Origin of the sequence: Metabacillus sp. Hm71 (genome assembly GCF_051842955.2) — a bacterium.
GTDB lineage: Bacteria > Bacillota > Bacilli > Bacillales > Bacillaceae > Metabacillus.
In genome coordinates this window covers 2,649,629-2,670,997 of sequence record NZ_CM200278.1, presented here as the reverse complement: position 1 = coordinate 2,670,997, position 21,369 = coordinate 2,649,629, and the positions used below count along the sequence as shown (strand labels likewise).

Genomic DNA, 21,369 nt, shown 5'->3' with positions numbered 1-21,369 from the left:
TTATCACCCCTCTGTTTATTTGTTATTATCATTATATATAATTAATTTACTTATGTAAATACATTTTTAGAAATTAAATTTCTTTTTCTTTGTTTTAGTTATTTCATAGTCATCAATTATAATTTGTGGCGTTTTCTTATCTTTATAGATATTAACTGAGCAGCGACCTACGACATCAATAACCAGTGTTTCACCTTGGCTAACTATGCTATCCCATTCGTCTTCACTGCTTGAAAACTTAATAAATTCAATTCCCTTATAAATAAACTTCAATGTGTTCTTTTTAGAGCCATTTATATATATTTCATCCTTGCTTATTTCAATGTCTTTTATGGCCAATAAAGGCTCTTCAACTTTTTGTCCCCATGTATCTCTTAAACTATGTAAATCTTCAATAATGCTGTTGGTTAATTGTTTTGCAGGAATGATAAAATCAACATCGTGAATATCAACATTAACATCTACATCTTTTAAGTGCTCATTAATTAGATCGTTAACCTCAATAATCTTTTCAGGTTCAATTTCCACTCCAAATGCATTTCCGTGACCTTCACAATATATAAATTTCCCCGTCTCCGTTAAAAACTGTTTAAAGTCTTTTATTACACCTTTATCATATCCTCTTGCTGATCCACCTAATACCTCATCACGCTGTCTTAAAAGTAAAGCAGGTCTTTTATATTGTTTAATTAATTCATTGGCAACTAACCCAGTTAAATTTTTATCAAGTATTTCTGTAACATTGACAATAAGTATCTTGTTATCTAATAAATTCTTTTCTTCAATCCTTTCTTTTATTAATGTTACTCCTTTATCTCTCAGTCTTCCTTGTCTTGCTTTAATATTGCCCAACAATCGTGCTGTTGATGTGTATATGTCTTCATAGATTTCCTTTTTCTTATAATAAATCTCTTCATCTGTTTCAAGGAAAGCTCTCATCATCTGCTCTTTTTCTTCTTGAGTTCCAGTTCTAATTGCAGCATTTATCAATGGAACAATATAAAACTGAGTGTTAATAATATTTACTACACCTTTAGTTGAGTATTCTTGCTTTAAAAACAAAGCATTTAACATCTTATTCTTAATTTTCTTTAGTCCATCAAGCATATAGTATCGTGTTTCTAATTCCCTAGAATCGGCCATATCCCCAATATTGCCAACTGAAACCAAGTCTAAATAATTATCGGCTAAATTGATGCCTAATTTATGATCTAATCCTTTGCAAAACTTATATACAATTCCAGCTCCAGTTAAATCCTTATTTGTATACTCTGGAGAAATCTGACTGTTAACTACAATGGCATCCTTAGATTCTTCATTGCATTCATGGTGATCCAATACAATGACATCAATACCCTTTTCTTTTAAGTTCTTATGTTCTTCAAATTGATTGCTTCCTGCATCCGGTATTATTACCAATTGAATATCTTCAGGAACTGTTTTTAATATAACGCCATGCTCCTTCCCATCTTGCATTCTCCAAGTGATATCAATATCTTTAAATACACTTTTCAAATAATTAATCAATATAGCTGTCGATGTAATTCCATCAGCATCAGAATCCACTTGAACAAATATCTTATTTCCTTTTTCAATATGTCCTAATAAACAATCTATGGCCTTTTCGATGTTATGTAATTTACTCCAGTGAATTATATTATTCTCACTAATATTTAAAAAGGATTGAATATCTTCAATCCCTCGATTTTTCAAAATTGTCTCAATTGGATTTAAGAAATAATCATTCTTTCCAATTAGCTCATACTTCATTCTTCCACCCCACTAGTATTAATCTCATACTTAGTTTTCATTAATTGCTCTAAAATATCTTTACCTTTATCAATAGGTGAATCTTTGGGTTCAAGTAAATCAAAGTCATCCCACAGTATATAAGTTCTTACATATGGAGTGAATTTCTTTGCAAACTTCAACAAGTTTTCCTGGTATTCTTTGATCATCTCTTCATATTTTTCTTCTGACTCATTTTCTTTTCTTGCTCTAAACTTATCAAATCCTATAAAAACTTCTTCAACTCCAAGCGATAGAATTATATCCCTATGGAAATTTGTAATCTGACTTGAACAAGCTGCACAAGTGAAATTATTTTCTCCATATATGTCTTCACTTTTAAGGATTGATTTTTCACCTTCAAGTATCATTATTTTTTTTAGTCTTTTTACTGCATGCTGAGTGTGATTAAGTCCAAATAGGTTAAACATTGTTTGGTGATTGTATAATTTATTTCCAATGGTTAATGGCATATACTTCTTACCAGCGTCAATATCCTCTTGTTTCATTGCTCTTCCACGTAAACCTATAAATCTATTGTTAATGTCTCGGTGAACTATTGATATTCTTTCGTCTCGAAAATAATACCCCACCTCATATTTTTCCTGAGTCTCATAAGATATTCCTTCTGATAGCCAATCTTCATGTGGAAGTTTTATTAATACATCTAAAACCTTTTCACTGTACTCTGGCAATTCAATTACTTTCTTTTCCTTTTTCTTCAGTCTAGAAATCCAATCCCAGTCAGTTATTATTTCCTCTTGATTATTCTTAACAACAGATCCAAAACCAAAGGTTTTATTGGTTGTTTCTGCAACATATCGTACTGCTTGAGGGAATGATACTTTCTTATTTCTCATTACTAAATCGAATATATTAAATGACTCTGAGCAATGTGTGTAGCAATGAAACAGCTTCGTATCATGATAATAGTAAAGTTTATGGCTATCTCCATGATGACAGACAGTTTGAAACATGGGATTTCCTTGATTGTCTTCTCTTGGTTCTTTGCTTCCTAGGTTATTTAAAATTAATTTTATTTCTTCTATTGTTAGCGATTCTTTAAGTTTATCCTTGTCGTATCTCACTAGGGTTCACTCCCTAGAAACTATATTTCGTTTGCTTTGGTTCGGTTTTAATTTCAGTTGGCTCAATATTAATTAACTCATAATTATTTTTTGTTAGGAATAACTCTTGTTGTCTCATAGTATCATAGTCAATATAAAGCCATAGTTTACAATCTTTATATTCTGTTTCACGATTTTTATAAATATGGTAAACAACGTTTGGCTCTGGATAAAAACCATTTCTTAAAATTGGCTCAATGGACTCTAAATCCTTTGTTGTAGGAGTTAAAGCAATAATCCCCTTTGTGGCTTTATCCGCAATGGCCTTTGATCCCCTCAACACTGTACTGTCTGCATTTTCTGTGTGTTTCCAGTCACCATTTACCTGTGTTGCTGTTTGTATGTATACATTGTAACGTTTTCTCATTTGATCTAATCTATTCATAAACATGAATAAGACCATATCTTCTCTGAGTTTCATGCCTTTTGATGAGTTAGCAATCTCCTCTAGAATACTCATGCTAATATGTAGATAGTCAAAATAAATGTACTGTGCTTGATTTTCAATAATGTGCTGCTTGATTTTATTTTCAATTAATTGTGTATCGAAATCAGGTATGTACTCTATCCAGTAATTACTTCTTTCCAGTATTTCGATAGCTTTGGCTAATCTCTCATCTTCATCCTCATTAGTAGCACCATCTTTAATTTTTTTCTCAGGTACACCAGATATGTAGGCCAATATAGTACTTTGGAGTGCATCTCCTTCAATCTCTGTACTAATAAACAAAACATTTTCACCATTATTATTTGAAACCCATTCTTCCTTTTTTAGATCGTAAATTTCATCAATCGCCATATCTGTGGCTTCGCCTAGTGCGATACGTGTTTTACCTAAGTTGGATGGAGCCGATCTTAAGCCTAACGACTTTAATTTAGCACCTCTGAAAATTGTATTCTGTATTTTTCCAATCATTGATATGCCGTAATCAGGCGCTTTTTTAAACTTTGCTAATAACTCTTTCGCTTTATCTGATGCATGTATAGTTTTAGTTTCCTGGTTACTTGAAAACTGATTAGCTATTTCAACAAGTTTCTTATCATAGTGTTCAATCATTTTATCAATCGTCAACTCATCAAATTCAGCCATCATCTTTTCCGATTCTCTTGGGACAATAATATTTTCATCGTACAACTCTGAAATGTCGAAGCCATTATTTTTATACATTCTAAGCAAACTAAATTTCTTTAAGCGATTATAACTATAGTCAAAATTTCTAAAGTGTGATTGATCTATTGCATTTTGTAAATACTCTAATCCATCGTTATCATTAAATATCCTATATTGTACATCATAACTACTTAAAAAAGAGTCAATCATCATTAGGTCTAATTCTTCAATACCTTGTTTATAAAGATTGTTAATTGCTGCATATATAATTGTGTAGAATGATGACTCACCATCTGAATGAAAATCCTCAGTAGTGAATTTATATTTCTCTTCATCTAGTAAAGATGGCTTTTTCATTAAGTTGCCTAGTATTTGGAATACGCTTCTTTTATCTATTAAACTCATAAGTTCACCTCACATGACTATAACGAACCAATATCAATTTGCTGTAACTTTCTTTCATAATTAAATTGAGGAGATTGCACAGTGACAGATTTACTTTCTACAGTTTTTAAATCCTCGACACTTTCTTCAACTTTTAATTTCATCATGAAGTGCTTCTTAGCATCCTCATATACAAATGGAACAATGCCTATACCAGTACCACTTTGAACAGGTTTTTCGAGTGTTTCATGGAAGTATCTCAATGCCAGTTCAATGCCTTTTAATTTGTATTTATAATCTTCTTGAAATTCTTTAATTTGTTTTAACATCATGCCAGTTGGAGCATCTAATTTATAAAGACTGCATATGTATTCAATTAATTCTTTTCTGTGTTCTGCTTCCATTCTCCATGTTTCAAAGCACTCTTCGTGATAATAGCGCTTTTTATATTCAACTGAATCATCTTTATCAAGTTTCAATTCACAATATGGACATTTTACTTGTCTCCCCATATCACACCTCTTTAAAATAAAAGGGATAGCAAGAATACTATCCCTATGCATTGTTATTCTAATTCTTCAAGGAAATCTTGAAGTTCATCAACAATTAAACTAATAATATCTGCTTGTTCTTCTTCAGCTTCACTTAACTTGCTGTTTTTACCAAGATTTTTCTCAATAATTTTTGTAATCTTCTTAGCATTATCCTCGTCTTTTTCCATGATTTCATTAATGATACTGGTTGCTTTTTCCATAACTTCATTGAAGTCGTATTCTTCACTTTCCTGAGTTGATTTTTGCTCTGTAAATGTAACTGCCTGAATGCCCTCTTCTTCTTCTTGGCGCTCAATTGCTTCAACAATTGCTGCTTCCAAACTCTCTGCTGTGTATTCTTCAATATAAGTATCAATGTAGTCAAATCTTGATCGTGCAAAAAACTCATCTGTTTCAGCTAGGTAAGCACTTGATTTAATTACGTTTCCGTCCTCGTCTACTCCATTCGGCTTTAAGAATGCAACAATATCACTATTGTTAATAACAGGAGCCAATGAGCGTTTGTCGCCTTTAGGGTAGAATTTACCGGTCTTATCGGCTTCAGCATGGGCAATGAATACTACTGTGAATCCAAGGCCTAACAATTTACTGATTTGCTCCCAGTATTCTGTTTCATACTCGTTCCAAAGACCGAAACCATCATTGCCATCTTTAATACGATCAACTCCGTAAACATTACAAATATGTCTTGAACAAAACTTTGCAGAGTCTCCTACTTGGTCAAAGATAATAGTTTGATACATTTCTTTTGCTTTTTCTGTGTTTTTTTCTAATTGTCTTACTACTTTTTTAAAGTCAGACCATTTATTAATGGCCATAAAAGGTACTCCAGCAATGGCATTTAGACCTTTTTCAAATGCAAGATAAAGTGGCTTTTTCATTCTAGTTGCCTGTTTTGTTTTACCTAAGTTGTTTCCACCTACGATTGTAATAACTTTACCTTCTAAGCCTTTTGCTACAACTGAAATCTGTGGGTTAAAAATATCTAATGACATATAATAATTTCCTCCATTGTTATGTATTGAGTGGGAGTTTCACCCACTCATTTTTTTATTTTGTATTGTAAATTTATTTTATTTATATATTAGAATGGTAAATCAATTTTCTTTTTCTCTTTTTTCTCAGTTGTTTTATTGGATTTGGTATTAAATCCACCTTTTTTCTCTTCTTGTTTTGGTTGATCTTTTTTAGCTTTTAATTCGGCTAAGTAAATTTCACGTTCAGTTAATGCTTTCTTAATTAGCTCAACATCGTATGCTTTGTTATTTTCTTCTTCATATGGCTCAGATCCACCCGTGATTAAGTATTCACGCACTGTATTGTATGTAACTTTCTCTTTTGGTTTACCGAATGCCACATCTTCAAGGACAATTTTCTTTTCTTTGAAGTTAATGATATCACCGTAAATTTTAGCTGTGCTACCTGGCTCGTAGTTATCTTCAATATATTCAGCAGCTTCAACAGGAGCCATTAAACTAAATGGTAAAACTTTACCGCCATACGCTGGAATGATAGCCTCAACTTTAACTCGACCAGTTTCTTCTTCGTTTTTAACTTCAGGGCTAACTGACTTAATAAATGCTTCAACTTCAAACTCTGCTTTTGGTTCGAACTCTTCTCCTGCTTGGACTCGATTAATAAAGTTAGCTGAAATCTGAGGGAATGAACGTAGCATTCCATCTTGACCATAGTATTCATTTAGTCCAATTTGACCTTGTGTAATTCGAACTTTGTCAGCTTCTTCTCGTCCATTGTCTGCGACTGATTTATACTCATTGTCTACTGTTTTTAATCCTTTGAAGATACCGTTATCTGAGCCATCTGCTTTCTTTTCGAATGAGAATACTCGTACTGTATGTACTTCATTTTCTGCTGTTTCAATGTCAAGTTCTCCAGTAATTGCATTTCGTTTTCCATTTTGGCCGTTAAACTCTTTTTCTTCTAATCTCTTTTCTAAAAGAGTTCCTTCGATAATAACCTTGTTTTCTGCTTCACGTAAAACTGTTTGATTTTCTGACATATGTATATTCCTCCAATATTGTTTTAATGTATGATTAATTTACTTGTAAATGATTTTCCGTAAAAGGTTTAATTTATTCTAACCTATGGTGAACCTCTGTTATATTCTATAACCCTCACCACCTTTTAAGCAAATTTTCTATTATTCTTTTTTCTACCAAACTTCTTCTCGTAACCTTCTATTCTAAGTTGCTTACTAAGCTGCTCATATCTTCTTCTTGGAACAAAGAATTCAAATTCTTGTTCACCTTGAAAGTTTTTCACTCCTATAACTTTTCCATTCCAGACTTTAATATGTAAGTTACCGTAAAAGTATGTAGTACCAAACATTGATTCATGAATCAGTTTTTCTTTCATCCATTTATGTCGCTCAACCTTCTCTTTGACAATCTGGATATTTCTTGTAAGCTTCCTTGATGCCTGATCCATATCTGTTGTTTCATTTCCCTTAACTGAAGTGGTATACTGTTTATAGGCCTTCTTACTGAGCTTTAGAATCTTCATTTTTTTCATCTCCTTTCCTTATGGGGTACTTTTAGTATATATGATTAATTTATCTTTGTAAATAGTTTTTTATAAATAAATTTAATTTATTTATATTTTCTTTTTTCGTTAAACTGCACTCTTACTTCTCTTATATGATCCGGATTTTCTACACACTCTTAACCCACTATCTACTAATAGTTCCTTTAATTGTCCTGGATCTAAACCAAGACTGTATTCATGATTTAATCTTTCGGCCAATATATCTACGGCAGCAGATACACTTGTTTCTCCCTCTGGCTCACCTTTAAGTATGTAATTATAAACTCCATCATTAATTGATACTGTTTCAATAATATACCCCTGTTGATATAACTCATGAAGACGAGCAGTATAACGAATAGCAATCTCCAATAATTCTGTGTTAGTTACTCCTTTATCTCCGGCATCCCTTAGTTTATTTAATATTTGTTCTCGTTGAGTAGGCATGCGCTTCTTTGCTTCTATGTAAGAATTCATTCTAAACTCCTTTCAATAAAAGTTTGTTTTTATCCTATTTCATATTCCTCTCTTGCTACCACAAAATTAATTCCGCATTCTTTTTCCAGTGTCTTAATATTAGTATCATCCTGGTAATGCATTGCGTAAATTCTATAAGTCTCTAAAACATCTTTATAATGATTAATTACATCTGTTAACTCTGAATGCACAGCATTCTTAACAATAGATACATCATGGAATAGTGCAGCAGTATTTTCATCGATCTTCTCTTTGAATTCTGCTTCCTCGTGTTTAGCAATATCACTTGTATAGATAATGTTCTGTCCAGAAGGGGCTGTAATTTTTAATCCCATTGATTTCATTCCTTGAGCATGTAGACCATCTGTTACAATAAGTTCAATACTGTGGTTCTCAATTTCAAAAGCATCCTCATGAACGAATTTAATATCAAAATAATCACCAATTTTCAACCCATCTGTACATAATCCATAACTAATTACATCTGCTAAGTCATCTGCCAATTCTGCTCTAATCCAAAGAGTGGGATTATGATTGTAAATCCACTTACAACGTTGAGCAAATTCTTCTAGGCCTCCTACATGATCACTATGTAAATGAGTAATAATCACATCTGTTATGTCCGTCTCTTTATATCCTGCTGCATGTAAACTATATCTAAGTGTTGTACCTGCATCTACAAGAAATTTTCTTGTGCCTAACTCAAAAACAAAATTATTATGATAATATTTAGTGAATGCTCCATTTACACCTAATGCTTTGATCTTCATTGAATCGACTCCTTCTTATGTATATTAAATTTATCTTTAATTAACAACCTCTTCATTTAACAACTTCTTAAGCATCTCAACCTGTTCATCCCTGTCAGATCCATTCAATAATCCTGTAGAATAACCGGTATCAAATCCAATTAATAAGAGATTAATTATTTTATCTGAGTAACCGTAAGCTCTTAACGACTGCTCATAAACCATTTTGGACTCGTCTCTGTAGTTCATTGTTGTTCCTCCTCAATCATCAATTTCAATTTTATGTGATATCATAGCTTCATAAAGTTTTTTAGGTATCTTCATCTCATACTCCTTGGCAACACTTTTAATTATTTCTTCCTTAATTTCCTTATACTTCATAAAAGCATCTAATGGTGTAGTGAAGCCTCCAAAAGACGTATTGAAATTTTTCCCATCCTTAACGCTTATTCGATATCTATTATCTACTCTTGGATCACGAGACACTCCTAACGGTAGCTCACCTCTTCTTTTATAGCCTTTTACAAATAATGCATTTATTCTATGAGGTACAAAAATACATTTTTCTGGGCTATATAACTTGTTACCTTTGACTAATATATCTTTATCAAGATGCATTTCCTCTTCGTTTATCTCGTAATAGTTTTCATCATGCCATTTTGCGAAATTTTGATAATTTAACCATTCTTCACAAACTTCACAATCTCTATATTTGGGTTGTCTTTTGTGAAAATTACCATCATAACATCGTGTTAACATTCTTACCCAAGATAAATATTGAGGAGTGTGCTTACCATTTATAGTAGATTTATATTTACCTTCTCCTAAATATCCAACTCCGAATACTGTTTTATCATATACATTCTTTACTCTCCCATTCTGAAAATCTATCCAAGTAGTATGTGCTAAATTTCCCGTATCTATAAATTTAACCCAGACATCCTTTGTGCGATTGTACTCAACCACTTCCATTAATGACCCTTGATTATTATTATTAATTTGACCAATTCTTTCTTTTGCTAGATTATCCTTTCTCAATTTAATACCTTTCACCCTTTCACTCGAACACTATGTAATTAACCCCTTGTATTTTCGTCAATATTTCTTTAACTACATCTCTATTATTCATTTCTGCTTGCTTTATGATTTCTTTATCGTTCATAATTTCGTTTATTATATTATTTTTAGTTGCTTTAAAGAAATTTTTCTTTTCTTCGTCTGACGCTGCCAGTCTAAAGAATCCCTGTGTTTTTTCGAAGTCAATTTCATCATAGGGGATATCTAAGGATACTAATATCGGTTTACCCAATGAGATATGTAAAGTTCCTGTTTCTTGGTCAATATGTTTAATTTCAATATCTTTTGTGTTCATGCCCATCTTGTATGTACCATGAATTGTTAATTCGGTTCTACGTTCGCCCAAAAATCCATCGTCAACTTTTGTATCTGTTTTATTAATTGACTGCTCAATAGACACAATTTGACTTTTACTTTGTAACTTACCTAAAATCATGTGCTCACTGATTATGTAATGACTATCCGCAATTTGCTCATGTTGCTTAATAATCTTACCTGGTTCAATCTCCCTGTAATCGTGTATGTATGCTTTATATGTAGTTGCTGCTATGTATAAGGCTAAAATTGTTACTGCGACTTTTAGTAGGAGTTGTTTAAACTTCCATTTCATAAAAGTCACCCTCTTTTAATTTATTTATATCTTTCCTTTTGAAGCTTCTCATACATTGATCGGATTGGTTTCGTAAACTCTTCAATCTCTAATACCCTTTTGATATTTTCTTTCTTGGCTTCCTCTTTTTGTATTTCTTTTAAAGCGTCTAATCTTGCACCAATTTGTATAAGTCCTGCATCCACTTCTTCTTTCGTTAACTCGATTACATACATTTCATCAATCCTCTCTATTATTCTATATAAAGTAAGTTTTAAAGTAATTAATTCTCTAACGCTTTGTCTGCGATGTCCATAGCTTCATGTAAGTAAAACCAGGGATCGTCTCCATTTTCAGCATGAATCATATCTTTTCTTATGAGAGAAATTCTTAATAAAGCCTGATAATACTTATCTGCCAATTCAGCTTTATTAATTGTCATACGAGTTTCTTTAATTAGCCCATCAATAGTATCTTCACTTATTTTAAGTTGTAAAGTATCTAATTCTTGCTTTCTTCTCATAGCAGATTCTTTACCTTTTTCTTTTATGTTTTTTCTGATCCTTTCATTCAAGTTCATTTATTTTTCTCCTTGCCTTTAGATTGAATAGATAAAACTTCGTAAACTGCTGTCAACATCATGTCGTACCTAATCCAATGGTAGTCTGTTCTGTGTTCTTCTTTTTTGCGTTTTAAATGCTCAATATATTCCTCAACTGAATTAAACATCTCTATGCCTCCTTCTTAAAATAAAAACTTGATTAGTTACAGATTTCTATCTACTTCAGTTATACACGCTGATTCTAATTCTTCAAATTCACCACAGTCATAATCTTTAACGTCAATGACAATGTAATGAGGAACAACATAATACTTCTTGCCACATTTATTGCAGCACGGATCATCGAACATATAAAATCCTTTGTCACTTGTATCAAAATTATTAAAATCAAAATCTGCATTATCAAAAACTACATGACCATTACAATCTTTAGCATTACATCTATGTGCTTCGACTGACAAGGTTATCTCATCCCCTTATGTATTTATTTTACTTTAAATAACCACTTAGTATCTCTAAAGCTTTAGCGTGTTTCTTAGGGTCATATTTAAAATTCATTTTGTGATATTGCCTTGGTTTTGGATTATCTGGGTCATTATCTTGACAGCCTTCTCTGTTCAACTGATGTTGAAATTTACTATCAGGACACCATTTTAAACCTCCCCAACCAACCCATTTGCTGTGAGATGACTCAACATTTAATACTTTTTCTGGCTTAAACGACCACATGTATTCATCTAGCTGTATACGCCAAGGTTTATACGAATCTCCAAATAACATAACATGATCTTCGGAAAAGGTTACTCTTACAATCATCTTCTCTCCCCTTTCAATGAAACTTGTCTTTTATCTTAATATTAATTTATTTTTATACGAGACTATGTATTCTTTCTATAGAACTATCAAATATTTCTTTGTCTTTTTCGAATCCAATATACATTCTATTTGTATTTATGCAAGCTAGTGCCGTAGTACCTGAACCCATACAGTTATCTAACACAATCTGTCCTTCATCTGTAAAAGATTTTATAAGCCATTCACATAATTCAACTGGTTTCTGCGTACTATGTATGGTTGTTGAAGGATGTGGCTTTTGAAACTTTAAAATCGATGTGGGAAATTTCATATCTCCTTCTGTTTCAACAGCAGTTAATTTACCATAATTAGTATTCCTAGAGAATTCTTCTTGTGATTTTCCAACAGCTTTACCTTTTGTATGATTAGGTTTTCCTTTAAATTTTTGAGGGTTATATTTTGGTAACTTCTTATAAAACACCATAATATCCTCGTGTCTTCTTAGTGGCATTCGATTAGCATTTAAAAACCCACTTGGTAATTCTTTATCCCATACTAAATTATATCTATGTAATTTAGGTTGCGACATCATCATTGTTGCAGTGAATTTATCTTGACCAAACAATACTATAGCGCCATTTTCTTTAATGATTCTAAGATATTGTTCCCAAAGTAAATCTGGATTTAACACTGAATCCCATTTATTACGAGCAGTTACTCCGTATGGTAAATCACATAAGATCATATCAATCGACTTATCATCAATCTTAGACATACCTTCCAAGCAATCCTCATTGTATATTTTATTTAACTCTAACAAAATATCATCCTCCTATTATATTTATTTGTATAATTTTTATTAAATTAATTCATGTTTAGAATCTGTTATATATGTGGATTACGCATAAATCATCTTTTCTTCAAATAACCCATCAACCACTTTTTTATGTTCGATTGGCAAATTATCAATAAGGTTTATTAATTCTTTATATCTCGATAATCTTTGTAGACGGTCAACACATTCTCCTTCTGTGTATGCATGTGGTTGAATCTTATACAGCCCGTAATAATAACCATATTTTCTATCAGCTAAATACTGCAAAAAATCATTCAATCCAATCTCCCCTTTCTCGATCAAATGTTCCTTTTATTTAGATTTATAGCTTAATGTTTCTTTCCATAATTTCTTCATTTCATCTTCAATAACATCATTGTGAATCCATATTTCTGTATCCTTTTTAACTAGACAATATGACAGTCTATCACAATCAACACAGTCATGCATTGATTGGGCAGTACCTTTTGGCTCATGTTCATTGTTTCCTTGGTTAATATGATAGTTACATCCAGACCAATATAATTTCTCCATTTCCTTCTCCTCCTTACGTTTATTTAAGTGAATTGTGACTTAATATTTTTTCAAATTAACCTTTATTAAGGCTTCATTTGCAATTCCACTTTCTTTTGACATAAACTCATTTGAACCGATTCTCATGAGTGCTTTTTCATATACTTCAGCTTGTTCTGCCCTTTCAATAAGCCAATCTATATGTGATTTAATATTATCCACATCGAAAATTGTTTTTCGTCTTAAAAACTCCAACCACCAGCCATTGTCATAACTTTTAATTGTTTCTAAGTCCATTTTCCTCACTCCCGTTCTAAATAAAAGATTGCTTTTATTTAATATTCGGTACTCTTATTTCTGTAGGTTCTAATGTAAATAAATTTGCTTTCTTATAATAAACCTCTTGACCTATTTCAGCTCGCTCAAATTCAGTTTTAGACACCTCTGCTTGAAGTGCACCTGAACCAGTATCAACTTCTAATACATATGGCACTCCCTCGTAATCTTCTAATTTATCCAATACTGTTCCTACTTCATAATATTTATAAGGATGCTTTTCATCTGTAATTCTTGTTCCACTGTCACCTTTTGGATTAAGATTTGAACCTGCTGAACATCCTCCTAATAATAACCCAATGCCAATGATTAATATTGATTTTCTCAAATTATTCACCTCTCAGTAAAAAATTACATTTAAACAGATTTTATATCTTTACTAAACTATCTTTCCATAAGTCCAATGAAGATTTTTCACCATCAGTTTTTACTTGTTTTGCAGTACGTTTATTTTCTTCACACCAATAAACGTACTGTTCAAATTCTTCTACTGTTAATCCGTTTAAATCAGCTAATTTATGTACTAATTCATTAAATTTATTTAGGATAATTTTATTTCTGTTAATATCTTTCTTAATCCATTCAAAAGGATTATGCTGTCCTTTTGACTTATTCACTTCCACATCTAGAACAATTAGATTACCTCTATACGTTCCTCCGTGTCCCCAAGCAATAGGGATAAAGTGGTCTACGGTAATGTCTTCAGTGTTACCAGTTAAAGAACACTTATTGCCAAACTCAGCAAACACTTCATTCAAGCTATTCCACCAAAAGTCGTTACGTAAAAGATTATACAATTCCGTTCTTTCTTTTTGTTTGGAATTAAAATACTCCTTATTTTGCTCACGATAATCTCTATTATCTTTGCGTCTCGTTTCAACTTGCTTCCAGTACATTGAAGTTTGATAATTTAAATATTCCAATCGATTTTCCTTGTGTCTTTTCTTTTGATACTCAATTCTTTCTTCCCTGTTATTTCTATAATTTTTCTTAGTTGCTTCAATTTGCTTTTGTGGATTTTTACGATATTTCTTTTTATTTCTTATACTTCTACATTCTTTACATCTCGGATCTGTATAAATGTATTTTTCACCTTTAGTATTTACCTTTTCCTTTGGATTAAATGACTCGATTGGCTTTTCTTCATTGCAATCCTTACATATTTTATTACCTATATTAATCATTTCCTTCCAAAGAGGAGCAACAGCCCCTCATAATGTCGGCCTATTATTCTTCCACTCTGTTAAACTTTCCTCAATTCCACTAATCAATTTACTCAACTTTTCCAGGTTCTCTCCTGAGGGACTTACTGATCCTTCTTCCCATCGTTGTACTGTATAAGTGCTTACTCCAATTAATCCTGCTACATCCGGTTGACTTAAATTCTCTTTCTTCCGGTAAACCCTAATCGGATTCTCATTTTTCCACTGCTGCATCTTTTCTTTTATGCTCACATTCACCACTCCTTTGACTCATTATATGTTGTGGTGTTTGTAATATTGCCTGTTCCAGTTGAATAATTTATATTTAATTTACTTATATTAGATCAACTCGCAGCTATCATCGACCTCTACGTTACAGTCTCTACAAATCTTTTTATCTTTATCTACTTCTATCTTACACCAACAATACGGACATTTCAAGTCATATTTTTCATTTATATATAATTTATTTATAATATTTTCAAAGTGTTTCATGCACTATCTCTCCCTGTCTTCTTTTGATAGTACATAGTATGTGATTGTGATGTATGTGGTGTTGGTGTTTACTTAAATTGATTAAAGCGCCTAGTCTGGATAAGTTATCGTTTTTATTCAATAATATCTTCCCAATTCCGACCATATTTTCTGAATAATTTATTCGTTAATTCATGATAATCTCGTCTATATCTTTTAGCTTCAGTTTCATGTCTGTTTGCTCGTCTAGTTAATATTTCTACAGCAGTTGGATCTCCACTTGCATATTGTTTCTGAAACTCCCTGGACAATGACCTAATCATAGAGTCCTTTAATACTTGCTCATCAACAGTTAACTCTTGCTTCTTGGCTCTCTTGGCACAGTAATTACCCAAATAAACTCCAATGTGATTTGGAATATCATCTTTTACTTCTTCGTACAGTTCCTTTGGTATTACAAAATAATTGTAGTGTCCAACAAATGTCTTTTTAGCTTTACTGTAGAAGTCGCTTTTAGATACTTTTATCTCATAGCAGCGCCAAATACCTTTTGTATCATAAGTTATGTAATCAACTCTTTCATAACCGAACCAGCCAATAGTCACTTCAAAGCAGCCAAATGTTCCTTGTTTACTTGTTGCACTAAAGATTTCTCTTTCTAACTGGACAGTAAGTTCTGTTTTAGCAATAATGATTCACCTCTTTAAAGTTAATATAAGTCAGGCAAGTTTTCATTTGTAGTTTCATAATCACTCATTAAATCTGAATCTTCAACCATTCCAAATAAAACATCATAATTGTACTCACAATCTCTAAATATACGACCATCCATATCCCAATTATCAATATGATACTGAATGTTGTCATAAATCTTCTGATCTAATTCATTCTCAACACTAAATCCACCTAAACCAGTTTCAGCATAACTGTATCCACTAGTCCAATCATTACGATTTTTATATAAGTAATGAGCTAGATATAAATATTTATTCTTGTTAATAATCTTGTCTAAAATATCTTCCCAATCATCGTCTAGAGATAAGTCGTATTTAGCAAGCAATAGAGCAAGTTTTCTATTTTGTTCTTTCTCTTTTTGTTCCTGCTCTTTCTTTCTACGTTCTTCAATGATTTTAGTGATTTCGTTATTCCAATACTTATCTATTTGCTGCAATAATGTTTTCTTACGTTCATCTAAACTATTTTTACTGTAAAAAGTAGGGATCTGACCTCTAATTTCTGATGAGAAATGATAATGTTGTTCTGTTTTCTTTGATGATCGATTTGTTTTATATCCATAATATGAACGTCTGATACCTGCTTGATCTAAAATACCAAAAATTGCTGCCTCTAATTGTTTATTTTCCTCTACGATTCTTAAGTTTTCATTGTGTATTACTTGATCAGCATCATAAATAACATCTAAAATTTTCTTAAATTCAACAAGTTTTTCCTTATTTTCTTCAGAAATTGTAACTTTAAAATCCACATCATTCCATCTATCATTGGTTTTAAATATTGAAATTGCCTCTTTATTATCCAACTTCTCGTAAAAGTCTTTTGGTACTGATAGCATTATGTATTTATTCTTAGAAAACCAAGATGAATCTTCCCTGGTTCTAACTTGAGTTTTATTTAACCATGTTGTTTTTAATTGCTGTACCTTCTTAATATTTGTACTATTTTCTAATTTCTCAATCTTCTTCATTGCGAAAGATTTAACCTTGTTTACTTCCTCGATTAACTCCTCAAAGTTCTTTTCTACTCCACTTGATTCCCAAACTCCCATATTACCTCTCCTTTGTTTATTAATTTTATTTATATTTACTTTGAAATCTTTGGTTTATACAGATTTACTTAATGTCTCTTTATATAATTCAGCAGATGATTTACCTTGACCAAGAAATTCATCAGCGCTTCTTTTATTATTTTCACACCAATATGTATAATTTTTAAAATCCTCAATTGACATATCGTTCTCTGTTGCTAGGTATTTTATAAGTTTATTCCAACTGTCAAAATCTATTTCATTATGTATCTTTTCTTTCTTAATCCATTCAAATGGATTTGCAGCCCCTTTAGACATGTTTAATGATTTAGTCAAAGGATAGACATTGCCTTTATATGTCCCCCCATGTCCCCAAATCACAGGTATGAAATGGTCGATTGTAACTTCTTCAATACTATTTGTTAATGCACATTTATTATTAAAAGTATCAAAGATTAATTTAGTTTCATCTTTAGTTAAAGTGTTTGGAAGGGAGTTAAATAACAACCTTCTATTTTTCTGAAACTCATTATAATACTCTTTGTTTTCCATTCTGTATTCATTTGCTAATTCTAATAAATGATTTCGATTATTCCAGTAGTATTCTGTATAATAATCTAACATCTTATCTCTGTTTTTCTTTTTATATTCGTTATTGTAGGCTTTTCTTTTTTCATGGTTTTTATAATAACACTTCATAGTCGAAGCTATTCTGGCTTCTTTATTTTCCTCATAGTCTTTCTTTCTCAATAATTTTTCACAATTTAAGCATCGTGGATTGTAGTAAATGTAACTTCCTTTTCTTTTACTATACATTTCCTTACTTTTAAAGTTGTTAAGAGGCTTTTCCTTATTACATTCTTTACATTTCTTTAAATCCATCAAAACACCTCACTTAATTAATTTATTTGTATCCCTCTTATAAGCTTCCCAACTACAATTATCCCAAATACTTATATCTGATCCTGGCCACTGCTTATAATATATGTTAAATCCAACAGTCTCGTATACGTACTTTATGTATTTAAGCATTTTAACCTCCGTTTTTCTTCCATTTCCTCACTCATCCTCTGTTTTTCCAGCTTATAGTTAAGATAAAATGGGAATTTTATTTAAATTAATTCTTCACCTTGAACATCTGATATTTGCTCTTCATGATGATTATCTTCGGTTAATCCATCGAGAAGTTCATCTAGACTCTTAGTGGTTGCCTTTTGCATTATTGTTTCTTTGGTTATTAGGTTAAGTGCCTTTTTAATATCCTCTGATTTAAAACCTTCTGATTTTAATTGTTCAATTGCAATTTCTAATTCACCCATTTTGCCACTCATGTTATCTCTCCCTTATAAAATAGAATCTTTATCCTTCAAAATATACATAATCGCCCTCATGCCCTAAAAAGATCAAAGAAGCAACTCCTTTATCATCTACAATGAAATATTCATCTTCAATTTGATCATATTCTAGAGGATAGAACACTCCTACTCTAACATCTGACAGATGATTATTTTCATCCACTTTTGCTAACCAGTGACTTGCTTTAGTGATGTCATCAGTTATTTTATAATCCATTTAATGTCTCTCCTCATAGATTAATTTCTTTATGTAATGCACGAGCTCTATCTCTATATTGGCAGCACGAACATTTTGTTCCTGGAGCTCTTCAATGTGATCCTTTAGTGATTGCTTGCATGATGTCATAATTTCTTCAACTGTTTTCATAATTATCAATCTCCTCTAATTCTTGTTATCTATTCATCTTCTGTTTAAGATATCTCTCTTCAATTCCAGGTAATCGTTTCATCATTTCCTCATATAATTCATCAATTGTAATTAATTCACCAAAAGGCTTATGTTTAAAATGAGGACTATCTACTCCAACGTTAATTTGATTATCATAAGATGATTCATTCCCGTGAATATGACCATGTATCGACCACTTTCTAGGCCTTAATCCAATTTCAAAAGGATAATGAGTTAGCCACATTTGCTGCTTTTGAAAATTAAGTGTAATTCCAATTTCATGATACCCATGCAACAATCCCATTTGATTAATTTTCTTATAATGTTTTGAGAAATCGTGATTTCCTTTAATTAAAATAATCTTACCTTTGAGTTGCTGTAAAACATTAACTGTTTGTTCTAGATTACCTAAACATAAGTCTCCTAGATGGTAAACAATATCGTCATTGTTGACTTGTTCATTCCATTTTTTAATCATTTTATTTGTCATTTCTTCTGTGGATTCATACGGCCTATTTTCAAAGTTTAGTATGTTTTTATGCCAGAAATGAGTATCGCTTGTAAAGTAGGTTTTCATATGTATTCCTCCATAAATTATTTTAATTAAAGTATAAACGTATAGCTTCTTCGCTCATGTCGTTTGGAAATTCAACAGTTTCTTTCCAATTCCCTGCAAAAAATTTACCATCAGCAGTTTTTAGAGTTTCGCATCTAACTAACACTTTATTCTTCTCACTGTGAAAATAAACTTCAAAAAGTCTAGATCCATCAAAGAAATCTTTATGATTAGTAACTTTTGAATCTAGTCTCATCTCAAAAAACGAACCTTTATCTTTTGATTTAATTTTTATTCTTCCATTAGATTTACATCCTAAATCTCCACCTACAACTTTAATTAATATATAACTATCCACTTTTATCACCTCTTAATAAATAATTATTTTAATTCGTTGCTTGTTTGTAAGTCTATGTCTGGAATGATTGCTTCTGGTCTAAACAATACTTTGTAATGAAATGCATCTTCATACTTCGCATCTGTTTGTTCCACAAAGTAACTTACGTTGTCACTTAATCCAAGGTAATGTTTCTTATATTGTCCTTCTCCAACCTTACAAGTTACTTCAAGTTGACCTCCTTCATCAGTAATGGAGCACAATCCCTCAATAGTTAGCAGGTATTTATCTGTTATACCATTAAAAAATACTACTCTTCTCTGTACTTCAAACGAATCTGCTGACTTAGATAAGTTTTGTGATACGGTATCTGCTTCTGTACATCCTACTAAACCTACTGCTGTCATAATAGCTATCAAACCTGTTAAAATTATCTTTTTCATAATTTCAAGCTCCTCCATAATGAATTATTTTATTTGCTTAAATATATCTATGTCTCTAAAATCCCAGGCAAGCATAATTGCAACAAATAATATCATACAAGCTGATATAATGGCCTCAGCAGGTGACACACTTACACTAAGAAAGACTGCCATTATATAGGTTAATGATAATATGTAAAACAAATAGCAGATAAAGGAAAGACATTTTTTTATTAAATTCATTTTCTCACCTCAAAAAACACTTTAATAGGAATTTTCTCTAGATTTTATAGTAATACTTATTTCTAGCCTTTCCATATCCCTGCTCATAACCCAAAGCATAGCCCATTGCAAGACCGCTTATTGCGACTAAAATAATGAATACTATAAGCATAATTCACCTCGTATTCTATTTGAAATATTCATTATATCTATTCTTTTTCGTCAATAGAGATTATGTGATTATGGTATCCATCAAATTTTTTAATTTTTCCCGAAATTTTATTCCCGCAAATAGGGCAAAAATTAAATTGTATAGATTCACTGAAAGGACTGACAATGATCTTCTCTCCGTATTTATTAACCATCTCTTGACGATAATCCAAACCGACATAAGTATTACCTTCATGTTTGTATCCAAAAATCCTAAATACTGAAAAATCTTCACTCCATTCTTTACTAGAATAATCTTCTTCATAATCTTCGTTAAGGTATTCACTAAGATTATCATCTGCGAAAGTGCTTCTAACAGACCAATTTACTTGTTTAGTATTATCTGTCAGCGCTTCACAAAAACTACACATATTCAACACTCTCCTACTTGATTAAATTATCCTTTTAATTGATTTTAGATAAAACATAACTTTTAAATAGTTGCACTATTTATGCGGATTGTGCATCAACCTTCTGCATTGTCATAATCTAAGGTTGATTTATAAACGGTAATTACTTCACCTTTAAATCCAGTTTTTTGAGCGTATGATTTACTTTGCCAACACTCATCGTATACATCACCGTTATATACAATTTCCATTAAAAGAGGTTTAAATAAAGGCACTTTGTAACCTCTTGTTTCTTTTACATATTTTTCTGCTTGTTCTAAGAAATCATTTTCATCCTTGAAATTACGAATATCACTAAGGACAATTTCTCCATCCCAATCTTCAAGAAACTTATTTAATTCTTCCATTTTCTACACTCCTTTTAATTCGCAATTTACGTCAATTCCTCATTACTTTTTTCTTTCCTTTTCATAAACAATCATAAATCCTACTACTGTAACCAACCAAATCAGCGTAAACATTGCAGACACTTCATAATCACCTTTGTTGAACAATACCCATACAAGTGCAGCAAAGAATCCGGTGTATAGCAAGATTGTAGTGTTGACTAACAACCAGCACCCTATAGTTTTAAATGTCTTCATTAA

General features: G+C 31.5%; 36 protein-coding genes. All 36 read right to left on the bottom strand.

From position 1 onward, the window contains the following. Positions 1-66: 66 nt before the first annotated feature. The 36 genes from ACSVDH_RS12875 to ACSVDH_RS12700 all read right to left on the bottom strand — a co-directional run bounded on the left by ACSVDH_RS12875 (position 67) and on the right by ACSVDH_RS12700 (position 21,336). Positions 67-1,770, bottom strand: a complete 1,704-nt coding sequence (locus ACSVDH_RS12875) for a DHH family phosphoesterase (RefSeq protein ID WP_439249721.1) — start codon at positions 1,768-1,770, stop codon at positions 67-69. Next, on the bottom strand, positions 1,767-2,876 hold the full coding sequence (locus tag ACSVDH_RS12870) for a hypothetical protein (protein WP_439249720.1): 1,110 nt from the start codon (positions 2,874-2,876) through the stop codon (positions 1,767-1,769). The genes ACSVDH_RS12875 and ACSVDH_RS12870 overlap by 4 nt, the downstream gene beginning before the upstream one ends. Before the next feature lie 13 nt (positions 2,877-2,889). Beyond that, complete coding sequence (locus ACSVDH_RS12865; RefSeq protein WP_439249719.1) at positions 2,890-4,431, bottom strand: DnaB-like helicase C-terminal domain-containing protein; 1,542 nt, start codon at positions 4,429-4,431, stop codon at positions 2,890-2,892. A 17-nt stretch (positions 4,432-4,448) separates the two neighbouring features. Further along, positions 4,449-4,922, bottom strand: coding sequence for a YorH family phage-derived protein (locus tag ACSVDH_RS12860; RefSeq protein WP_299831632.1), 474 nt, complete (start codon positions 4,920-4,922; stop codon positions 4,449-4,451). A 53-nt stretch (positions 4,923-4,975) separates the two neighbouring features. Then, positions 4,976-5,959 carry an ATP-binding protein gene (locus ACSVDH_RS12855; protein ID WP_439249718.1) on the bottom strand — a complete coding sequence of 328 codons (984 nt, stop codon included), beginning with the start codon at positions 5,957-5,959 and terminating at the stop codon, positions 4,976-4,978. Positions 5,960-6,048: 89 nt separating this feature from the next. Continuing rightward, positions 6,049-6,984, bottom strand: a complete 936-nt coding sequence (locus ACSVDH_RS12850) for a YorF family protein (RefSeq protein ID WP_439249716.1) — start codon at positions 6,982-6,984, stop codon at positions 6,049-6,051. A 125-nt stretch (positions 6,985-7,109) separates the two neighbouring features. After that, on the bottom strand, positions 7,110-7,487 hold the full coding sequence (locus tag ACSVDH_RS12845; protein ID WP_299831625.1) for a YorE family phage-derived protein: 378 nt from the start codon (positions 7,485-7,487) through the stop codon (positions 7,110-7,112). A gap of 108 nt (positions 7,488-7,595) precedes the next feature. After that, complete coding sequence (locus tag ACSVDH_RS12840; RefSeq protein WP_439249715.1) at positions 7,596-7,985, bottom strand: hypothetical protein; 390 nt, start codon at positions 7,983-7,985, stop codon at positions 7,596-7,598. Positions 7,986-8,014: 29 nt separating this feature from the next. Beyond that, on the bottom strand, positions 8,015-8,755 hold the full coding sequence (locus tag ACSVDH_RS12835; RefSeq protein ID WP_439249714.1) for an MBL fold metallo-hydrolase: 741 nt from the start codon (positions 8,753-8,755) through the stop codon (positions 8,015-8,017). A 36-nt stretch (positions 8,756-8,791) separates the two neighbouring features. Further along, positions 8,792-8,983, bottom strand: a complete 192-nt coding sequence (locus ACSVDH_RS12830; protein WP_439249713.1) for a hypothetical protein — start codon at positions 8,981-8,983, stop codon at positions 8,792-8,794. Positions 8,984-8,995: 12 nt separating this feature from the next. Beyond that, a complete protein-coding gene (locus ACSVDH_RS12825) occupies positions 8,996-9,772 on the bottom strand; it encodes a hypothetical protein (RefSeq protein WP_439249712.1) in 777 nt (258 codons plus the stop codon). A gap of 19 nt (positions 9,773-9,791) precedes the next feature. After that, positions 9,792-10,421, bottom strand: coding sequence for a DUF4230 domain-containing protein (locus ACSVDH_RS12820; RefSeq protein ID WP_439249711.1), 630 nt, complete (start codon positions 10,419-10,421; stop codon positions 9,792-9,794). 20 nt (positions 10,422-10,441) lie between these two features. Next, positions 10,442-10,636, bottom strand: a complete 195-nt coding sequence (locus ACSVDH_RS12815; RefSeq protein ID WP_439249710.1) for a hypothetical protein — start codon at positions 10,634-10,636, stop codon at positions 10,442-10,444. A gap of 47 nt (positions 10,637-10,683) precedes the next feature. Next, positions 10,684-10,980, bottom strand: a complete 297-nt coding sequence (locus tag ACSVDH_RS12810) for a hypothetical protein (RefSeq protein ID WP_439249709.1) — start codon at positions 10,978-10,980, stop codon at positions 10,684-10,686. Then, positions 10,977-11,129 (bottom strand): hypothetical protein, encoded by a 153-nt coding sequence (locus ACSVDH_RS12805; protein ID WP_439249708.1) that lies wholly within the window; start codon positions 11,127-11,129, stop codon positions 10,977-10,979. Before ACSVDH_RS12805 ends, ACSVDH_RS12810 begins: the two co-directional genes overlap by 4 nt. 36 nt (positions 11,130-11,165) lie before the next feature. Further along, entirely contained in the window at positions 11,166-11,423 is a 258-nt protein-coding gene (locus ACSVDH_RS12800) for a hypothetical protein (protein ID WP_439249707.1), read from the bottom strand. Positions 11,424-11,451: 28 nt separating this feature from the next. Then, a complete protein-coding gene (locus ACSVDH_RS12795) occupies positions 11,452-11,778 on the bottom strand; it encodes a spore protein H (RefSeq protein ID WP_439249706.1) in 327 nt (108 codons plus the stop codon). Between the two features lie 52 nt (positions 11,779-11,830). After that, positions 11,831-12,577, bottom strand: a complete 747-nt coding sequence (locus ACSVDH_RS12790) for a DNA-methyltransferase (RefSeq protein WP_439249705.1) — start codon at positions 12,575-12,577, stop codon at positions 11,831-11,833. Between the two features lie 78 nt (positions 12,578-12,655). Further along, on the bottom strand, positions 12,656-12,871 hold the full coding sequence (locus ACSVDH_RS12785; RefSeq protein ID WP_439249704.1) for a hypothetical protein: 216 nt from the start codon (positions 12,869-12,871) through the stop codon (positions 12,656-12,658). Positions 12,872-12,904: 33 nt separating this feature from the next. After that, complete coding sequence (locus ACSVDH_RS12780) at positions 12,905-13,126, bottom strand: hypothetical protein (protein ID WP_439249703.1); 222 nt, start codon at positions 13,124-13,126, stop codon at positions 12,905-12,907. Between the two features lie 39 nt (positions 13,127-13,165). Then, on the bottom strand, positions 13,166-13,402 hold the full coding sequence (locus ACSVDH_RS12775; protein ID WP_439249702.1) for a hypothetical protein: 237 nt from the start codon (positions 13,400-13,402) through the stop codon (positions 13,166-13,168). A gap of 34 nt (positions 13,403-13,436) precedes the next feature. Further along, positions 13,437-13,769: a hypothetical protein gene (locus tag ACSVDH_RS12770; protein ID WP_439249701.1), complete on the bottom strand. Its 333-nt coding sequence runs from the start codon at positions 13,767-13,769 to the stop codon at positions 13,437-13,439. A 40-nt stretch (positions 13,770-13,809) separates the two neighbouring features. Continuing rightward, the gene (locus ACSVDH_RS12765; RefSeq protein WP_439249700.1) at positions 13,810-14,625 is read right to left on the bottom strand and encodes a hypothetical protein; all 816 of its coding nucleotides are present in this window, start codon (positions 14,623-14,625) and stop codon (positions 13,810-13,812) included. A gap of 27 nt (positions 14,626-14,652) precedes the next feature. Then, a complete protein-coding gene (locus ACSVDH_RS12760; protein ID WP_439249699.1) occupies positions 14,653-14,895 on the bottom strand; it encodes a helix-turn-helix domain-containing protein in 243 nt (80 codons plus the stop codon). A 356-nt stretch (positions 14,896-15,251) separates the two neighbouring features. Further along, positions 15,252-15,722 (bottom strand): hypothetical protein, encoded by a 471-nt coding sequence (locus tag ACSVDH_RS12755; protein WP_439249698.1) that lies wholly within the window; start codon positions 15,720-15,722, stop codon positions 15,252-15,254. Positions 15,723-15,826: 104 nt separating this feature from the next. After that, the gene (locus ACSVDH_RS12750) at positions 15,827-16,903 is read right to left on the bottom strand and encodes a hypothetical protein (protein WP_439249697.1); all 1,077 of its coding nucleotides are present in this window, start codon (positions 16,901-16,903) and stop codon (positions 15,827-15,829) included. Between the two features lie 54 nt (positions 16,904-16,957). Further along, positions 16,958-17,764: a hypothetical protein gene (locus ACSVDH_RS12745; protein ID WP_439249696.1), complete on the bottom strand. Its 807-nt coding sequence runs from the start codon at positions 17,762-17,764 to the stop codon at positions 16,958-16,960. A 230-nt stretch (positions 17,765-17,994) separates the two neighbouring features. Beyond that, complete coding sequence (locus tag ACSVDH_RS12740; protein WP_439249695.1) at positions 17,995-18,213, bottom strand: hypothetical protein; 219 nt, start codon at positions 18,211-18,213, stop codon at positions 17,995-17,997. Between the two features lie 28 nt (positions 18,214-18,241). After that, positions 18,242-18,454 (bottom strand): hypothetical protein, encoded by a 213-nt coding sequence (locus ACSVDH_RS12735; protein ID WP_299831580.1) that lies wholly within the window; start codon positions 18,452-18,454, stop codon positions 18,242-18,244. Beyond that, a complete protein-coding gene (locus ACSVDH_RS12730) occupies positions 18,455-18,604 on the bottom strand; it encodes a hypothetical protein (RefSeq protein ID WP_439249694.1) in 150 nt (49 codons plus the stop codon). Positions 18,605-18,629: 25 nt separating this feature from the next. Continuing rightward, positions 18,630-19,202: a metallophosphoesterase gene (locus tag ACSVDH_RS12725; protein WP_439249693.1), complete on the bottom strand. Its 573-nt coding sequence runs from the start codon at positions 19,200-19,202 to the stop codon at positions 18,630-18,632. Between the two features lie 22 nt (positions 19,203-19,224). After that, complete coding sequence (locus ACSVDH_RS12720; protein ID WP_439249692.1) at positions 19,225-19,539, bottom strand: hypothetical protein; 315 nt, start codon at positions 19,537-19,539, stop codon at positions 19,225-19,227. Between the two features lie 23 nt (positions 19,540-19,562). Further along, on the bottom strand, positions 19,563-19,961 hold the full coding sequence (locus ACSVDH_RS12715; RefSeq protein WP_439249691.1) for a beta-sandwich lipoprotein: 399 nt from the start codon (positions 19,959-19,961) through the stop codon (positions 19,563-19,565). A gap of 410 nt (positions 19,962-20,371) precedes the next feature. Further along, a complete protein-coding gene (locus ACSVDH_RS12710; protein ID WP_439249690.1) occupies positions 20,372-20,743 on the bottom strand; it encodes a hypothetical protein in 372 nt (123 codons plus the stop codon). 95 nt (positions 20,744-20,838) lie between these two features. Continuing rightward, a complete protein-coding gene (locus tag ACSVDH_RS12705) occupies positions 20,839-21,129 on the bottom strand; it encodes a hypothetical protein (protein WP_439249689.1) in 291 nt (96 codons plus the stop codon). Between the two features lie 42 nt (positions 21,130-21,171). Beyond that, a complete protein-coding gene (locus ACSVDH_RS12700; RefSeq protein ID WP_299831559.1) occupies positions 21,172-21,336 on the bottom strand; it encodes a hypothetical protein in 165 nt (54 codons plus the stop codon). Between the last annotated feature and the right edge of the window lie 33 nt (positions 21,337-21,369).

What these genes read in the sequence shown, in the direction of transcription:
- ACSVDH_RS12875 (WP_439249721.1), bottom strand. Translation starts at nt 1,770, where the DNA reads ATGAAGTATGAGCTAATTGGAAAGAATGATTATTTCTTAAATCCAATT.
- ACSVDH_RS12865 (WP_439249719.1), bottom strand. Translation starts at nt 4,431, where the DNA reads ATGAGTTTAATAGATAAAAGAAGCGTATTCCAAATACTAGGCAACTTA.
- ACSVDH_RS12860 (WP_299831632.1), bottom strand. Translation starts at nt 4,922, where the DNA reads ATGGGGAGACAAGTAAAATGTCCATATTGTGAATTGAAACTTGATAAA.
- ACSVDH_RS12855 (WP_439249718.1), bottom strand. Translation starts at nt 5,959, where the DNA reads ATGTCATTAGATATTTTTAACCCACAGATTTCAGTTGTAGCAAAAGGC.
- ACSVDH_RS12850 (WP_439249716.1), bottom strand. Translation starts at nt 6,984, where the DNA reads ATGTCAGAAAATCAAACAGTTTTACGTGAAGCAGAAAACAAGGTTATT.
- ACSVDH_RS12845 (WP_299831625.1), bottom strand. Translation starts at nt 7,487, where the DNA reads ATGAAGATTCTAAAGCTCAGTAAGAAGGCCTATAAACAGTATACCACT.
- ACSVDH_RS12840 (WP_439249715.1), bottom strand. Translation starts at nt 7,985, where the DNA reads ATGAATTCTTACATAGAAGCAAAGAAGCGCATGCCTACTCAACGAGAA.
- ACSVDH_RS12835 (WP_439249714.1), bottom strand. Translation starts at nt 8,755, where the DNA reads ATGAAGATCAAAGCATTAGGTGTAAATGGAGCATTCACTAAATATTAT.
- ACSVDH_RS12830 (WP_439249713.1), bottom strand. Translation starts at nt 8,983, where the DNA reads ATGAACTACAGAGACGAGTCCAAAATGGTTTATGAGCAGTCGTTAAGA.
- ACSVDH_RS12820 (WP_439249711.1), bottom strand. Translation starts at nt 10,421, where the DNA reads ATGAAATGGAAGTTTAAACAACTCCTACTAAAAGTCGCAGTAACAATT.
- ACSVDH_RS12815 (WP_439249710.1), bottom strand. Translation starts at nt 10,636, where the DNA reads ATGTATGTAATCGAGTTAACGAAAGAAGAAGTGGATGCAGGACTTATA.
- ACSVDH_RS12810 (WP_439249709.1), bottom strand. Translation starts at nt 10,980, where the DNA reads ATGAACTTGAATGAAAGGATCAGAAAAAACATAAAAGAAAAAGGTAAA.
- ACSVDH_RS12805 (WP_439249708.1), bottom strand. Translation starts at nt 11,129, where the DNA reads ATGTTTAATTCAGTTGAGGAATATATTGAGCATTTAAAACGCAAAAAA.
- ACSVDH_RS12795 (WP_439249706.1), bottom strand. Translation starts at nt 11,778, where the DNA reads ATGATTGTAAGAGTAACCTTTTCCGAAGATCATGTTATGTTATTTGGA.
- ACSVDH_RS12780 (WP_439249703.1), bottom strand. Translation starts at nt 13,126, where the DNA reads ATGGAGAAATTATATTGGTCTGGATGTAACTATCATATTAACCAAGGA.
- ACSVDH_RS12775 (WP_439249702.1), bottom strand. Translation starts at nt 13,402, where the DNA reads ATGGACTTAGAAACAATTAAAAGTTATGACAATGGCTGGTGGTTGGAG.
- ACSVDH_RS12765 (WP_439249700.1), bottom strand. Translation starts at nt 14,625, where the DNA reads ATGATTAATATAGGTAATAAAATATGTAAGGATTGCAATGAAGAAAAG.
- ACSVDH_RS12750 (WP_439249697.1), bottom strand. Translation starts at nt 16,903, where the DNA reads ATGGGAGTTTGGGAATCAAGTGGAGTAGAAAAGAACTTTGAGGAGTTA.
- ACSVDH_RS12745 (WP_439249696.1), bottom strand. Translation starts at nt 17,764, where the DNA reads ATGGATTTAAAGAAATGTAAAGAATGTAATAAGGAAAAGCCTCTTAAC.
- ACSVDH_RS12740 (WP_439249695.1), bottom strand. Translation starts at nt 18,213, where the DNA reads ATGAGTGGCAAAATGGGTGAATTAGAAATTGCAATTGAACAATTAAAA.
- ACSVDH_RS12735 (WP_299831580.1), bottom strand. Translation starts at nt 18,454, where the DNA reads ATGGATTATAAAATAACTGATGACATCACTAAAGCAAGTCACTGGTTA.
- ACSVDH_RS12730 (WP_439249694.1), bottom strand. Translation starts at nt 18,604, where the DNA reads ATGAAAACAGTTGAAGAAATTATGACATCATGCAAGCAATCACTAAAG.
- ACSVDH_RS12725 (WP_439249693.1), bottom strand. Translation starts at nt 19,202, where the DNA reads ATGAAAACCTACTTTACAAGCGATACTCATTTCTGGCATAAAAACATA.
- ACSVDH_RS12715 (WP_439249691.1), bottom strand. Translation starts at nt 19,961, where the DNA reads ATGAAAAAGATAATTTTAACAGGTTTGATAGCTATTATGACAGCAGTA.
- ACSVDH_RS12710 (WP_439249690.1), bottom strand. Translation starts at nt 20,743, where the DNA reads ATGTGTAGTTTTTGTGAAGCGCTGACAGATAATACTAAACAAGTAAAT.
- ACSVDH_RS12705 (WP_439249689.1), bottom strand. Translation starts at nt 21,129, where the DNA reads ATGGAAGAATTAAATAAGTTTCTTGAAGATTGGGATGGAGAAATTGTC.